A 13,774-nucleotide genomic window follows, 5' to 3' on the forward strand; every position below is an offset into this window, starting at 1 on the left:
CGGGGGCGTCGTCGCGTCAACGCTTCGCAGTCTGTACCAATGCCGCAGGCGACGGCGATAATGCCCGCTTCATCGCGGCGTAAGTGCGCAACTGCGCGGCGCTCTTCAGAGCGTGATCGCGCGCTTCGCCGGGCGGCAGCAATGCGGCCTCGCTGGTCCGGGAAGCCGCCTGGATATCCAGGTGATCGGCCGAAAGAAAGACCATTTTCTGCCTGTTGCGCATCGTGCTTGTCCTTTCACGGCGTGCCTAATTCGGCGCGCGAAGGTCGGCGTCGAGCCATCCTGCAGATCTGGATTTCATAGGGTCTTCGGCAAGCAAGGCTTTGATGAAATGGCCGCATGACCCGCATTCGAACGAGCGCGAGTCCACCCCCGACGACCCCGGACCGATCCGGGCGAGCATCATGCGGGACATGCATCTGGGGCAGCGCGGACGTTCGCTTGAAGTGAGATTGTTCGGTTCGGGCCGAATTTCAATCATGGTGCACCCCTGTGTAACAGGCGGGAGCACGATGCTCTCAGTCACCGACAAAAGCCGATGTGCAGCTCGGTGATGGCGGACCATGCGCTCCATATGTCGGAGAGTCGACATAATTCTCCGGTTCCATCATTAATTCGCGGAACCTCGGGCTTTGGATCAGTCCGGTGTTCGACACTGGCTTAGTTAGCGCTTGAAAGCCTTTGGAAGCACTCGCACGACAAGTCTTCGACCTTCTGTCGGTCAAGTATTTTGATGGTCCCGCGCGCGTAGGTAATGATGCCCGCCTTCTGCAGATTGCTCGCGACGTCCGTGACCGACGTACGTCGCACACCCAGCATCTCGGAAAGGAACTCCTGCGTCAGCTCGACCGTATCGCTTGCGGCACGATCGGACGACTGGAGCAGCCAGCGGCAGAACCTCTGGTCGATGGGATGTAGCGCGTTGCAGCCGGCGGTGACGCGCGACTGCATAAGCAGCACTTCGTTGTAGTCGATGCACAGCTTCCGGATGACCTCGTTCGCCGCGACTGCCTTCCTCAACTGCGATGCCGCGATCAGCGTGCAGGTCATAGAAAGCTGAACGACGACGCGGACCGACGACTTGTAGAGGCCGATTCCCGCCATCGCCCCGACGACGCCCTCACGTCCGACCGTCGATGTCTCGATGGCCTTGCCGTCCTGCATGACAACGAGCAAGGAGAGCATCCCGCTGTGAGGGAAGTAGATCTGGTCGAACTCCTCACCGGATTCCAGCAACACCTGCCCTTGCGGGAGATTCCGGGTTGAAAGATTGGGAAGGAGCATCTCGAGTTCGGAGCGCGGCAAGGTCGAGAGCAGCTTGTTGTCCAAGGGACCGCCTGAATTCGGCGACAGCATGCAGGTTTCCTGCCCGATCGGTCGGGCCGCTTCCGCAAGGGGGTTGGAATACGCTCCGAGAGCACGTTCCACGCGGGTTACCGTACATATGGGGTGCCGGATGCGAGAATGGGCGGCGCCAAGCCGTGCCGGCAGGCCATCTCGCGGAATCACGATTGGCAGACCCCGGATAGCCAAGTTCATTCAGGCGCTTAAGACGATTGCGCCGAAATATAATATTTCTCGCTTTGGACGAGGTATGTGCTTCGCAACCTCCCTGATCTCTCCTGGCACCAAAAAAAGGCCCGCATCGCTGCGGGCCTAAGTTTTTTCTGGAGACGAAGTAGACGATAGATCGTCAGGCTTACTGAACGAAGCCTGCGCCGAAATTGCCCAGATTGAAGCGATAGTTCAGGCCAGCCTTGATCGTGTGCTCGTCGTTCTTGAATCCGCCGACAGCGAGAGCTGGCGTGAGGAAGGTGACGTTGCCGAAGTCGTAATACTGATATTCGACCTTGCCCGACCAGTTCTGGGTGAACAGATATTCGAGACCGCCGCCAACCGTGTAGCCATCGCGACCGCCGTTGCCGCCGAAGCCATTGGTGAAGCGCGAGTCAGCCCAGGCGTAACCGCCCTTGGCGTATACCAGGGCCGGACCCCAGGTGTAGCCGAGACGACCGGTGACCGAACCGAGGCCACGATTGTCGAAGTTGCTGTTGGTGTCCTTGAAGCTGTAATTGGCTTCGAGACCGAACACCCAGTTCGGCGCGAACTGGTAGTCGTAACCACCCTGCACACCGCCCATGAACGTGCCGTCGCGGCTGCCGATCAGTGCGTTGTCTTCACCCGGGAACGCGCCGCCGACGTGACCACCGATGTAGAAGCCGGTCCAGTTGTAGATCGGAGTAGCCGGAGCATAGGCCGGAGCCTTGGTGTAGGGGCGTGCAGCCAGGTCAGCAGCAGACGCAGGAGCAGCCAAGGCGACGAGGGCCAGAGCAGCGGTAGACAGTAGAAGCTTCTTCATCAGGTGTTCCTTCTCAATCCCAACGGGGATGACGAAGGCGAACCTAGACTATTGCGCAGTGATTGCTGTCACACGCGTGCAACAGAGCTCCAAACGAAAAAGGCAGCTTTGGCGGCCGCGTCGCGCTTACGACACAGCATTGCCCAAATTGATTCAGGAACTTTTCACGATGTGCGATTTCGCTTCAATCATGTTCGGATTAAGGCGACGGAACCCGACATTGATCCCCCATTAGCCGCGGTAACGCAACGCTTCAACCAGCGCCGCAAATGCGGGTGTCGATTGCCGGCGGCTCGGATAATAAAGGTGATAGCCCGAGAACGGTTGGCACCAATCGTCCAGCACCTGAACAAGCCGGCCTGAGGCAATGTGATCGCGCACGCGATCCTCGGGTAAATAGGCCAGCCCCAGTCCGCTCAGCACCGCCTTGTGGCGCAGCGACATGTTGTTGAACACGATCTGGCCATCGACGCGCACTTTCAAAGCGCGCCCGCGCTTCTCGAACTCCCACGCATAGAGGCCGCCCATGGTCGGCAGACGGATATTGATGCAGTCATGCGCGGTGAGATCTTGCGGGCGTTTCGGCAGCGGGCGTTTGGCGAAGTAGGACGGTGCGCCGACCACGACCATGCGAAAGTCCGGCCCGATCCGGACGGCGATCATGTCTTTTGCGACCTGTTCGCCCAGGCGAACGCCGGCATCGTAGCGTTCCGCAACGATATCGATGAGGCCGTAATCGACGACGAGTTCGGCCTTGATGTCGGGATAGCGTGGCAGCAACTTCGCGAGGGCGGGCCAGATGATCGTCTCGGCGGAATGCTCACCGGTGGTGATGCGGATAGTGCCGGCCGGCTTCTCGCGCAGCTCCGTGACAGCCGCGAGTTCGGCGTCGATCTCTTCCAGCTTCGGGCCGATCGTCCGGATCAGGCGTTCACCCGCCTCGGTCGGCGCCACGCTGCGGGTCGTTCGGGTGAGGAGCCGCAGTCCGAGCCGCTCCTCAAGGCCGCGAATGGTGTGGCTGAGCGCGGATTGCGAGACGCCGAGCTTGGCGGCTGCGCGCGTGAAGCTCGCTTCTTTCGCGACGGCGAAGAAAGCAAGGAGGTCGTCGATTGTCTGGCGGGCCATTCATGAATCCGGCTGATAAGTGCGTGCAGATTATATCATCTAGTCTCATGGGCGCACGATCTCCAGATGTCGCATGTCGGCGGCAACATCCCACCAGTGCGGGAGCCGCTCATTGGCCGGACGGCACAGGAGATTTGACATGAAGACACGCATACTCGGACGCAATGGACTGGAAGTCTCGGCCATCGGGCTCGGCTGTATGGGGATGAGCTTCGGCTACGGGCCTCCGGCCGACACAACAGAAATGACCGCACTGATCCGCGCGGCTGTCGAGCGCGGCGTGACGTTCTTCGATACCGCCGAAGTCTATGGTCCGTTCACCAATGAAGAACTCGTCGGCGCAGCGCTCGCGCCGGTTCGCGATCAGGTCGTCATCGCCACCAAATTCGGCTTCAGGCTCGATCCCGCGACCGGTCAGCAGGTCGGTCTCGACAGCCGACCCGCGCATATTCGCGAGGTCGCCGAAGCATCGCTCAAACGCTTGAATATCGATGCCATCGATTTGTTCTACCAGCACCGCGTCGATCCCGACGTGCCGATCGAGGATGTGGCCGGTGCGGTGAAGGATCTGATTGCCGAGGGCAAGGTGAAGCACTTTGGCCTGTCCGAACCCGGCGTGACGACAATTCGCCGCGCCCATGCCGTGCAGCCGATCACTGCCATCCAGAGCGAATATTCGCTGTGGACGCGTGGCCCGGAAAAGGAAGTGCTGCCGACGCTCGAAGAACTCGGGATCGGTTTCGTCCCCTACAGCCCGCTCGGTAAGGGCTTTCTCACGGGTGCCATGAATGAGAGCACGACGCTCGACAGCGGTGATTTCCGCAACATTCTCCCGCGCTTCACGCCCGAAGCGCGTAAGGCCAATCAGGCGCTGGTTGATTTGCTCGGCGAGATCGCCAGACGGAAGCAGGCGACGCCGGCACAGATAGCGCTGGCATGGCTGCTGGCCCAGAAGCCGTGGATCGTGCCGATCCCGGGCACCACGAAACTGCATAGGCTTGAGGAAAATCTCGGTGCGGCGGCTATAGAGCTGACATCAGACGATCTGCGGGACATTGACAGCGCTGCTGCAAAAATCACCGTGCAGGGTAACCGCTATCCGGACAGGTTGGAGGCGATGACCGGCCGGTAGTCCGCAGGTCACGCGCTGCTTAAGTCTCGCGCTGCTGCCACAGCGCCGTGAGGCCTTCGCGATAGGTCGGAAACGCGAGCTTCACGCCGAGCTCGCGTTTCAGCCGTGCATTCGAGATGCGGTTGTTGCTGGCATAGAAGCTGCGCGCCATCGGGCTCATCTCGGCGTCATCGAAATTCTGTTCGGGCGGCGGCGCGATTCCCATCAGCGAAGCGGCAAATGTCACGACGTCCTGCGGCGGCGCGGGTTCGTCGTCGCACAGATTCCAGATGCCGGTCTTCGCGTAATCGAAGGCAGCGGCGATGGCCGCCGCGATGTCATCCACATGAATGCGGTTGAATACCTGACCCGGCTTGACGATGCGATGGGCCTTGCCGGCTTTGAGATTTTCCAGCGCATTGCGGCCGGGGCCGTAGATGCCAGCGATGCGCAGAATTGTCGTGCGATTGCCGGCCACGGCAGACCAGCCGGCTTCGGCATCGATGCGTGCCTTGCGCCGGCCCTCGCCGTAAACCGGGGCAGTTTCGTCGATCCAGGCGCCCTGATGGTCGCCGTAAACCCCGACGCTGGAGAGATAGACGATCCGTCGGATGCCGCTGGCGGCAATCTCGGAGCCAAAAGTCTGCAACACGGGATCGCCGTCCGCGCCGGGCGGAATCGAGACGAGCAGTGCGTCGGCCTTTGCGAGGTAATCGGCAATGCGGGGATCGGCGACGTCCGGGTTGAAGACGAGCGTCTCGATATCGCGGGCTGGCGCCAAGGCTGCCGACTTGCCGGCCGTGCGGACGGTGCCGGCAATCCCGGTGAATTGACCGCCATGCTGCGCGAGGAAGCGGTTTGCGCTGTAGCCGAGCCCGAAGACGAAAAGACGCACGTTCATCCCATTTCTGTATAAATCGGGCGGATCGGCCCGTTTAAAGGTCATCATTCGGGGTGCAAAGCGCGCCGGTCAAGTGCGCGACACCGTCATCTTTTGTGCTACTGCTCTGCTACGAGACCGGCGCGAATGCCGGCAGATTTGGGAAGGACAAGGCGATGGCCACCACGCTGGCAGCAGATGCATATGCGCCGCGCTACATCAAACTGAATGCGCGCGACAACGTCGCCATCATCGTCAATGATTTTGGCCTGCCTGCAGGCACCAGGATGATAGGTGGTCTGGAGCTGCGCCATTTCGTGCCGCAGGGGCACAAGGTGGCGCTGGAAGATATCGCCAAGGATGCGCCGATTATCCGCTACGGCGAGATCATCGGTTATGCACTGGATATGATTTCGGCCGGCGAATGGGTCGAGGAGGCGCGTATCCACATGCCCGATGCGCCGGACCTCGACAGCCTTGAGATTGCCAATGCGGTTCCCGAACCGCAGCCGCCGCTGAACGACTACACATTCGAAGGTTTTCGCAATCGCGACGGCTCCGTCGGCGTGAAGAACATTCTCGCCATCAGCACCTCGGTGCAGTGCGTCGCCGGCACGCTTGAATTTGCACTGAAGCGCATCAAGGCCGAGCTGCTGCCGCGCTATCCGAATGTCGATGACGTCGTCGCCGTCACCCATGGCTATGGCTGTGGCGTCGCCATCAATGCGCCGGATGCCTATATCCCGATCCGGACGCTGCAGAACATCGCGCGCAATCCGAATTTCGGCGGCGAGGTGATGGTGGTCGGCCTTGGCTGCGAGAAGCTCGCACCGGAGCGTTTGCTGCCGAAGGAGGATCCTTCCAGCATGATGCGTCTGCAAGACGAGGGCAATCAGAGCTTTGGCGATATGGTGGATACCATCATCACCATGGCCGAAGCGCGCTTGAAAATCCTGAACCAGCGCAAGCGGGAGACCTGTCCGGCTTCCGACCTCGTGATCGGCTTGCAATGTGGTGGCAGTGATGCGTTTTCCGGCGTGACCGCCAATCCGGCGCTCGGCTTCGCCAGCGATCTGCTGGTGCGCGCCGGCGCAACGGTGATGTTCTCCGAAGTCACCGAAGTGCGCGATGCCATCGAGCTGCTGACGCGACGCGCCATCAATGCCGATGTCGGCCGAGCGCTGATACGCGAGATGGATTGGTACGACTCCTATCTGGCGCGGGGCGGCGCCGATCGCAGCGCCAATACGACGCCCGGCAACAAGAAGGGGGGTCTCGCCAATATCGTCGAGAAGTCGCTCGGCTCGATCGTTAAGTCCGGATCATCAGCGATCAGCGGCGTCATCGGCCCGGGCGAACGCGCGACGACGAAGGGACTGCTGTTTGCAGCAACACCGGCCAGCGATTTCGTCTGCGGCACGTTGCAGCTCGCCGCTGGCATGCAGATGCAGATATTCACCACGGGACGCGGTACGCCCTATGGGCTGGCACAGGCGCCCGTGATCAAGGTTTCGACGCGCACCGAACTGGCGAAACGCTGGTCAGACCTGATCGATTTCGACGCCGGCCGCATTGCCAGTGGCGAAATGACCATCGAAGAAGCCGGCTGGGAGCTGTTCCAGCTGATCCTCGACGTCGCCAGTGGCCGCAAGCAGGTCTGGGCGGACAAGTGGGGGCTGCACAACGATCTGGTGCTGTTCAACCCCGCACCGGTCACCTGATCTTATTGCAGTGACGCCGCTTTCGCGCCCGATGGCGTCACGCGCCAGATCGTGTTGCCGACATCGTCAGCCACCAGCAATGCGCCCTTGCTATCGACGCGCACTCCGACCGGGCGGCCCTGCGCTTCACCACCGTCATTGAGGAAGCCGGTGAGCACATCCTGCGGCTTGCCCGATGGCTTGCCGTCAGTGAAGGGCACGAAGATCACCTTGTAGCCGCTTTGCGGGCGCCGATTCCACGAGCCGTGCTGGCCGATGAAAGCGCCGTTCTTCATGTTGGCAGGGAAGAGATCGCCGGTGTTAAACGTTAGGCCGAGCGACGCGGTATGCGCGCCGAGCGCGTAATCCGGCGCGATGGCTTTGGCGACCATATCGGGACGTGGCGGTTGCACGCGGACATCCACATGCTGGCCGTAATAGCTGTAGGGCCAGCCATAGAAACCGCCATCCTTCACCGAGGTCATATAGTCCGGCACAAGGTCGCTGCCGATCTCGTCGCGCTCGTTGACGGTGACCCACAGCGCGCCACTTTGCGGCTGCCACGACGGGCCGTTGGGATTGCGCAGGCCGGATGCGAAGACGCGTGAGGCGCCGGTCGCGCGGTCGATCTCGAGCACTGCGGCGCGGTCTTTCTCGGCATCTATCCCGTTCTCGCCAACATTGCTGTTGGAGCCGACGGTTGCATAAAGTTTGGTGCCGTCGGGGCTCGCCGTGAGATCCTTGGTCCAGTGGTGATTGATCGGGCCGCCGGGCAGGTCAGCCACCTTCACGGCAGGCGTTGTGATCCTAGTATCATCGGTCCTGTAGGGAAACTTCACCACGGCATCGGCATTGGCGACAAAGAATTCGTCGCCCACCAGCACCATGCCGAAGGGTGAGTTGAGCCCTTCGAGAAACGCTGTCCTGGTCTCGGCGATGCCGTCGCCGTCTGCGTCGCGCAGCAGCGAAATGCGATTTGCTGTCGGCGTGCCCGCGCCAGCATGGCCCATCACCAGTTTCATGACCCAGCCCTTGATGCCCTTGCCATCTTCCGGTTTCGGTGGCGCATTGCTTTCTGCCACCAGCACATCGCCATTGGGCAACACATAGACCGTGCGGGGATGATCGAGCCCGCGCGCAAAAGCGTTGACCGTCATGCCGTCAGCAGCCTTCGGCTTGGCGCCGGCGGGCCAGCCGACCGCCTTGGAGACATTGACCGTTGGAATAAGCGACTTGTTGGGCTCGACAAGCTTCGGCGACGGTCCGAAATCCTCGCCGGATGCGATGGTGGATTTCTCATTGCATCCGGCCAGCGGCAGCGCCAGGGCGACGAGACAGGCGGAAAGCAGGAATTTCTGGCGCATGGAATGTCCTTGTGGCTGAGGACATAAAATGCGCGCGATGCAGGAACGTTCGACCTCCCTGCATGAATTTCATGTGAAGCCGGAGTGATGCGCGGCTATGGTCCTTCCCAACAATCAGGGAAGAAACGATGACCGGACCGACAAATACGAGCGACGAAGCCACCTGGACGCGCTGGCGTAGCGTCGCCGATCTCTATCACGCCTATTTCACCGGCCTGATCCTGACCACGGTCACGCGCCGCGGCACGGCAGATGCCGCGGAGTTCATGTTTCGCATCTTCCGCCGCCAGCAGCAGGAGCGCTTTCTGCCCGGCCTCGCAAAGCTCGGTCTGTCCGGCCTGCCACCCGCGGTCGCTGCGGCCCAGTATCACTATCTCTCGAACTGGATCGGCGGCGTGTCGGTCGAGTACATGTATGAGAGCGACCGCAAGGCCTGGATTCGCTATCCACCGCCGCGCTGGATCTGGCGCGGCACTGCGATCTGCGGCGTGCCCGGCGAAGTCTCCCGCGCGATGCTGCGCGGCTGGCACGCCAATAATGGCGTGTCGCTCGGCAATTCCCGCATGGGCTTTGTCTGCACCAAGCAGAGCGTTGATGGCCAGGATGGGCTCGAAGGCTACTACTGCGAATACGACCATGATTTGGATATCGATCAGCGTCTGGTGTTCGCGCGCCATCTGGAAGCGCCGTTGTTCGATCCCGCCAAGGCGCCTGCGCTGCCCGTCGATAGCTGGCCAAAGGCCCGGTTGGAGAAGGCCTATCGCAACTACGCCATGGAATATGTGCGGACCGCAGCGCCTGCGGCGGTTCAACTGTTCGGTCCGGTCGATGCAGGCTATTTGCTGCATCTCACCGGCAAGCTGATCGGCATGCAGTATTTCGACGAGGTGTCTGCGGGCTTCGGCCTGCAGCGCGGCAACGCCAGGGTCTTCGCAGAATTTCTGAGCACCTTGTTCGCGGCGCAAGACGATGTCGTGGAGATCAGCAAGTCCGAGGGCCAGTTCGAGATCCGGCAGCAGAGCTGGAAACTGATGGATGGCGTTGCAGACAACAATATCGCCTGCGCGAGGGCCTTGCAGGGGCTGGTCGAAGGTCTCGCCGCCGGATGCGGTCGCAATTTACCCATCACGATGATGCCGGCACGCGGTGGTGCGCTCCCGTTCATCTGGTCGGTCGGCTAGCGCTTCGACCCCTTGATACTGCAGCGCAAATCGAACATCCCCCATGCGTGTGTCGCGCATGGCATTATCAGCGATCGGTGCTAGGAACGGGGTGTCCGGCAGGCAAGACCGGAAGCTCAGGGAGAATGCATGTCCGACGCTGTCGTCGCCGAACCCCGATTGGTCGATGCCGACAAGCAGCCGCTTCCGAGCCTGAAGGCGCCGGCCAAAAATCCCCTGCTGGATCATCCCATTCTGCCGACCATTCTGCGGCTGGCCTGGCCCAATGTCGTCGCGCTGACGGCGGGCGCCGTCGTCGTTATTTTCGAGACCACCTATGTCGGCCGGCTCGGCACCGAAGCATTGGCGGCGATGGCGCTGGTGTTTCCCTTCGTGATGCTGACCATGACCATGTCCGGCGGCGCCATGGGCGGCGGTGTGTCATCGGCGATTGCGCGGGCGATCGGTGCGGGCGACCGCGAGCGGGCCTCGACACTGGCCGGGCACGCGCTGCTAATCGCCCTCTGCTTCGGCCTCACCTTCACGGTCGGCATGCTGACCTTCGGCTCCATGCTGCTGCAACTGCTTGGTGGCCGCGGCAATGTGCTGAGCCAGGCGCAGGGCTACATCACCGTCTTCTTCGCTGGTGGCGTGATCCCCTGGCTGCTGAATACCTTTGCGGCGATCCTGCGCGGCACCGGCAACATGAAGATCCCCTCCGCCATGCAGATGGCGGGGGCCGCCTTGCAGGTGGTTCTCGGTGGCGTGCTGGGCCTCGGCTTCGGTCCGATCCCGCAATTCGGCATGCCCGGCGTCGCGGCGGGCACGCTGATTGCGTTCACGATCGGCACAGGCGTCATGGGCTGGTATGTCTTTTCCGGTCGTGCGCGAGTCCGGCCTCAGATCAAGGGCTTTCGCATTCAGCGCGGAATGTTCTTCGATATTCTGAAAGTGGGTGCCATCGCCTGTTTCAATCCGCTACAGGGCGTTCTGACTCTCCTGATTTTCACTCATATGCTGGCGCATTACGGCACCGCGGTGCTGGCCGGCTACGGCATCGGTGCGCGGCTCGAATTCATGCTGAGCACGCTGGCTTTCGCGGTGGGTATCGCGTCGGTGCCGATCGTCGGCATGGCAATCGGCGCTGGCCGCGTCGCGCGTGCGCGCCGCGTGACCTGGACTGGCAGCGTAATCGCCTTCGGTGTCGTCGGCCTGCTCGGCACACTGATCGCGATCTTCCCCGATGCTTGGGTCAGTCTGTTCACCAATGATGCCGGTGTGCGCGCGGCAAGCCGGACCTATCTGGCCACCTGCGCGCCAATGTATGCCTTTCTGGGGCTGTCCACGGTGGCCTATTTTGCCTCGCAGGGCGCCGCCAAGGTGCTCGGCCCGGTGCTAGCGCAAACCGCGCGGCTGGTCTTCGTCAGCGTTGGCGGCTGGTGGCTGCTGTCTATCGATGCCTCGGCCACAAGCTTTTTCTGGCTCGCGGCGGCGTCTATGGTGCTGCTCGGCGTGCTGTCGGCACTCAGCGTACTGCTGACGTCGTGGGGACCGAAGGCTGGCCCCGTGCCCGAGATCCGGCCGGAGCTCGTCTGAGCAGTTTCTAGCCAACGCGCGTCGCAGTAAATTCCAAATCGCGCCGCCACGTCGCGCCGTCGTCATGCGAGGTCTCGCCGCGCCATAGAAACGAGCGTGGCGTGATCTGCGAGAAGCTCCAGCGGATCGGGCGCCCGTCACTGTCGCGGCCGAGCTGGACTATGTCGTCGCCCTGCTTGCGGCCGGTCATGGTGAGAAAATTCTGCATCACCGGATCGGTCCACTGAATCTGCCACGCGTCGATGCGCGGATCGTAGATCCGCAGCGTGCTTCCATACGAGTAGGCATTCGCTGCGGCGTCGCCGTCGCGCAACCGGCCGCGCGGCGGCACGATCCAGACATCCTGGATGGCACGCCCTTCCAGCACCCAGCCGAAATGCCATTCGCCCTTGCGCCGGCGCTCTCCGCCGTCCGGCATATACCTGACCACATCGAGATCCCAGGCGCCGATCAGCCAGCCATAGAGATCCATCTGGCCGATGCGATCCGGGGCAGGGCCGTCCGCTGCGAGCGCACCGAGAAACGATGCAGTCATCGCGCGGCTTTCCCGAATTGCTTCTGCATCGCTGCGAGGCCCAGATCCATCTGGCTGCTCATATAAGGCGCGATTTCATTCGGCAGCACGTCGGCCGTCCAGACAAACCGGCAGCGCGCATCGCCATTGGCAAACACCTGCGCTGACGCGCTGTGCTGGCTGATACGTTCGCTGACGATGGCATAGACGAGGCGCCGTCGGTCGTGGTCGCAAGTGACCAGTCTTTCGCGTGCGATGGACCCATTGGCGAACGTCACGATACGTGCGTCGCCGTCCAGCTTTGTGTCAGTGACGAATCCCGGCACCAGCCGGGTGTGCAGCGCGCCGAAGTCGGCCAGTGCGGACCAGACATCGTCTGCCGGTGCGCCGAGGAAAATCTCTTTGTGAATCGATGCCATGCTGTGCCTCCCGGTTGATCAGGACGGCAAGCTACTCAGTGCACGGCCAGCCGTTCTTGGAAAATCTTGCGGTCGCCGCGCGAAGCCTGTCGAAATGCGCGGGGCGAGACGCCGGCGGCGCGATGGAAGCTGCGCACGAAATTCGAGAGATCGCCGAAGCCGACATCGAAGGCGATGTCGGTAATGGCGTGGTCTTGCTCGGCCAGCAGGTTTGCAGCCCGCCGCAGCCGCGCGCGCACCAGATACTGGTGCGGTGTCACGCCGAGCACGTTCCTGAACAGGCGTAGGAAATGAAACGGACTCAGTCCGGCCTGATGGGCGGCCGCATCGAGGTCGATCTCCTCGCTGGCATGGGCGTCGATCCACAGCGCGGCCTCGACCGCGCGCCGGCGATCCCGTGCATTGCCGGTCACATGCCTGCGCGGCTCGCCCGAGACGACGTCGACAAAACGCGCGGCAAACGCATAACCGATCTCATCGAGCCCGAGATCGCTATGGGCGCCGGCACTTGCCTGAGCGAGCTCGCCAAGCACCATCAGTTCGGCGCGTGGCGCGATGGCGCCCTGCTGCCAGATGTCCCTGGCGTCGCCGACGGTGTCGATCAGCTCAGGCGCGAAGGAGAAGGACAGGCATTCGTCGCCGCAGCCGTGATGTTCGTGATGGCAGGTATATTCGTCGCCGGGGTGCCCGATCAGCAGCGCGCCGGCGATGAGTTCGTGCGACTGTCCGCGGCAGTGACAGCCGAAACTGCCCTTGCGAACATAAGAGAGCGAATGGCCGGCGTGGTGTTCGGAAAACGGCCGGTCGTCCGGACCCGCCGTACAGCGATAGTCCGTGACGGTGATCGCGTTGCTTTGGAACAGTGTTGTTGCCTGCATGGGCTCAATTTAGCCCTGCGGGCGCAATGGGGCAACCGACAGCAGGGCGTCGAACAGGGTGGTCGTCCGGCCGGCCACCGCGCCCTCGATCGAGAGCAGCCGCGACTTGGTGATGATGCCGCCATTGCCGGCAAAGCCGCTGGTCTGGCCCGCAACGGCCAGTGCACGGTGGCATGGTACGAGGATCGCAAACGGATTGCGCGCGATGGCCTGGCCGACCGAATAGATCGCGCCGCTGGCGCCGAGCTTTGCTGCTATCTCCGCATGGGTGCGGGTTTCGCCACGCGGGATCATCCGGATCGCCTCATAGACACGGCAATTGAACAGCGGCAGGCCATGCATATCGACTGGCACATCGACGAGGTCGACGGCTTGCCCGCGCAGCAGCGCAACGATGCCCTCGATGGCGTAGTCGACATCGGCGGGCGGCCGGAATTCGCGCGCATCGGGAAATTGCTGCAGCAGGCGGCGCCGGGTCTCGATCTCGCGCGCTTCCGGCAGTTGCACGCCAACAATGCCGGCATCGCCCCATGCGATACCGCATCGGCCCACCGACGTGTCGAAGGTTGTGTATCCGTGCCCAGCCATCCCGAAGGCGATGTTAGCAGGCGAATTGAAACCGTCATCTGGAATCTTTGAGCGGTTACCTTTCAGGGTGCGGCCGGGTG

The 13,774-nt window shown here is 62.2% G+C and carries 14 protein-coding genes; 4 read left to right on the top strand and 10 right to left on the bottom strand.

Annotation, left to right across the window (positions count from 1 at the left end; all coding sequences use genetic code 11):
- Positions 1 to 16: 16 nt before the first annotated feature.
- The 4 genes from RSO67_RS19785 to RSO67_RS19800 all read right to left on the bottom strand — a co-directional run bounded on the left by RSO67_RS19785 (position 17) and on the right by RSO67_RS19800 (position 3,484).
- Entirely contained in the window at positions 17 to 223 is a 207-nt protein-coding gene (locus RSO67_RS19785; RefSeq protein ID WP_315840229.1) for a hypothetical protein, read from the bottom strand.
- A 437-nt stretch (positions 224 to 660) separates the two neighbouring features.
- On the bottom strand, positions 661 to 1,356 hold the full coding sequence (locus RSO67_RS19790; RefSeq protein WP_315840230.1) for a Crp/Fnr family transcriptional regulator: 696 nt from the start codon (positions 1,354 to 1,356) through the stop codon (positions 661 to 663).
- A gap of 343 nt (positions 1,357 to 1,699) precedes the next feature.
- Entirely contained in the window at positions 1,700 to 2,359 is a 660-nt protein-coding gene (locus RSO67_RS19795; protein WP_315840231.1) for an outer membrane protein, read from the bottom strand.
- Between the two features lie 231 nt (positions 2,360 to 2,590).
- Complete coding sequence (locus RSO67_RS19800) at positions 2,591 to 3,484, bottom strand: LysR family transcriptional regulator (protein ID WP_315840232.1); 894 nt, start codon at positions 3,482 to 3,484, stop codon at positions 2,591 to 2,593.
- Between the two features lie 139 nt (positions 3,485 to 3,623).
- Between RSO67_RS19800 and RSO67_RS19805 the strand changes: the two genes are divergently transcribed.
- A complete protein-coding gene (locus tag RSO67_RS19805) occupies positions 3,624 to 4,616 on the top strand; it encodes an aldo/keto reductase (protein ID WP_315840233.1) in 993 nt (330 codons plus the stop codon).
- Positions 4,617 to 4,635: 19 nt separating this feature from the next.
- Here the strand turns inward: RSO67_RS19805 and RSO67_RS19810 are convergent, their stop codons facing one another.
- On the bottom strand, positions 4,636 to 5,490 hold the full coding sequence (locus RSO67_RS19810) for an NAD-dependent epimerase/dehydratase family protein (protein WP_315844313.1): 855 nt from the start codon (positions 5,488 to 5,490) through the stop codon (positions 4,636 to 4,638).
- Between the two features lie 161 nt (positions 5,491 to 5,651).
- Between RSO67_RS19810 and garD the strand changes: the two genes are divergently transcribed.
- Complete coding sequence (gene garD / locus RSO67_RS19815; protein ID WP_315840234.1) at positions 5,652 to 7,196, top strand: galactarate dehydratase; 1,545 nt, start codon at positions 5,652 to 5,654, stop codon at positions 7,194 to 7,196.
- A 2-nt stretch (positions 7,197 to 7,198) separates the two neighbouring features.
- Here the strand turns inward: garD and RSO67_RS19820 are convergent, their stop codons facing one another.
- Positions 7,199 to 8,539 (bottom strand): sorbosone dehydrogenase family protein, encoded by a 1,341-nt coding sequence (locus RSO67_RS19820; RefSeq protein WP_315840235.1) that lies wholly within the window; start codon positions 8,537 to 8,539, stop codon positions 7,199 to 7,201.
- A 128-nt stretch (positions 8,540 to 8,667) separates the two neighbouring features.
- Between RSO67_RS19820 and RSO67_RS19825 the strand changes: the two genes are divergently transcribed.
- On the top strand, positions 8,668 to 9,720 hold the full coding sequence (locus RSO67_RS19825) for a hypothetical protein (protein ID WP_315840236.1): 1,053 nt from the start codon (positions 8,668 to 8,670) through the stop codon (positions 9,718 to 9,720).
- A gap of 129 nt (positions 9,721 to 9,849) precedes the next feature.
- Positions 9,850 to 11,295 carry an MATE family efflux transporter gene (locus RSO67_RS19830; protein ID WP_315840237.1) on the top strand — a complete coding sequence of 482 codons (1,446 nt, stop codon included), beginning with the start codon at positions 9,850 to 9,852 and terminating at the stop codon, positions 11,293 to 11,295.
- A gap of 7 nt (positions 11,296 to 11,302) precedes the next feature.
- On the opposite strand, the gene RSO67_RS19835 is transcribed toward RSO67_RS19830, so the two are convergent.
- Genes RSO67_RS19835 through RSO67_RS19850 form a run of 4 tightly spaced genes read right to left on the bottom strand, consistent with a single transcriptional unit; the run spans position 11,303 to position 13,694 of the window.
- Positions 11,303 to 11,830, bottom strand: a complete 528-nt coding sequence (locus RSO67_RS19835; protein WP_315840238.1) for a hypothetical protein — start codon at positions 11,828 to 11,830, stop codon at positions 11,303 to 11,305.
- The gene (locus RSO67_RS19840) at positions 11,827 to 12,228 is read right to left on the bottom strand and encodes an SRPBCC family protein (RefSeq protein ID WP_315840239.1); all 402 of its coding nucleotides are present in this window, start codon (positions 12,226 to 12,228) and stop codon (positions 11,827 to 11,829) included. The genes RSO67_RS19835 and RSO67_RS19840 overlap by 4 nt, the downstream gene beginning before the upstream one ends.
- Positions 12,229 to 12,263: 35 nt before the next feature.
- Entirely contained in the window at positions 12,264 to 13,106 is an 843-nt protein-coding gene (locus RSO67_RS19845; protein WP_315840240.1) for an AraC family transcriptional regulator, read from the bottom strand.
- Positions 13,107 to 13,115: 9 nt separating this feature from the next.
- Entirely contained in the window at positions 13,116 to 13,694 is a 579-nt protein-coding gene (locus RSO67_RS19850; protein ID WP_315840241.1) for a methylated-DNA--[protein]-cysteine S-methyltransferase, read from the bottom strand.
- Positions 13,695 to 13,774: the final 80 nt, after the last annotated feature.

The sequence above is a fragment of the Tardiphaga sp. 709 genome, from assembly GCF_032401055.1.
In the GTDB taxonomy this organism is placed as follows: Bacteria; Pseudomonadota; Alphaproteobacteria; order Rhizobiales; family Xanthobacteraceae; genus Tardiphaga.

Bases quoted from the DNA above. Each gene is read 5' to 3' on its own strand.
- RSO67_RS19795 (WP_315840231.1), bottom strand. From the start codon at position 2,359: ATGAAGAAGCTTCTACTGTCTACCGCTGCTCTGGCCCTCGTCGCCTTG.
- RSO67_RS19835 (WP_315840238.1), bottom strand. From the start codon at position 11,830: ATGACTGCATCGTTTCTCGGTGCGCTCGCAGCGGACGGCCCTGCCCCG.
- RSO67_RS19800 (WP_315840232.1), bottom strand. From the start codon at position 3,484: ATGGCCCGCCAGACAATCGACGACCTCCTTGCTTTCTTCGCCGTCGCG.
- RSO67_RS19805 (WP_315840233.1), top strand. From the start codon at position 3,624: ATGAAGACACGCATACTCGGACGCAATGGACTGGAAGTCTCGGCCATC.
- RSO67_RS19790 (WP_315840230.1), bottom strand. From the start codon at position 1,356: ATGCTGTCGCCGAATTCAGGCGGTCCCTTGGACAACAAGCTGCTCTCG.
- garD (WP_315840234.1), top strand. From the start codon at position 5,652: ATGGCCACCACGCTGGCAGCAGATGCATATGCGCCGCGCTACATCAAA.
- RSO67_RS19820 (WP_315840235.1), bottom strand. From the start codon at position 8,539: ATGCGCCAGAAATTCCTGCTTTCCGCCTGTCTCGTCGCCCTGGCGCTG.
- RSO67_RS19830 (WP_315840237.1), top strand. From the start codon at position 9,850: ATGTCCGACGCTGTCGTCGCCGAACCCCGATTGGTCGATGCCGACAAG.
- RSO67_RS19850 (WP_315840241.1), bottom strand. From the start codon at position 13,694: ATGGCTGGGCACGGATACACAACCTTCGACACGTCGGTGGGCCGATGC.
- RSO67_RS19845 (WP_315840240.1), bottom strand. From the start codon at position 13,106: ATGCAGGCAACAACACTGTTCCAAAGCAACGCGATCACCGTCACGGAC.
- RSO67_RS19840 (WP_315840239.1), bottom strand. From the start codon at position 12,228: ATGGCATCGATTCACAAAGAGATTTTCCTCGGCGCACCGGCAGACGAT.
- RSO67_RS19785 (WP_315840229.1), bottom strand. From the start codon at position 223: ATGCGCAACAGGCAGAAAATGGTCTTTCTTTCGGCCGATCACCTGGAT.
- RSO67_RS19825 (WP_315840236.1), top strand. From the start codon at position 8,668: ATGACCGGACCGACAAATACGAGCGACGAAGCCACCTGGACGCGCTGG.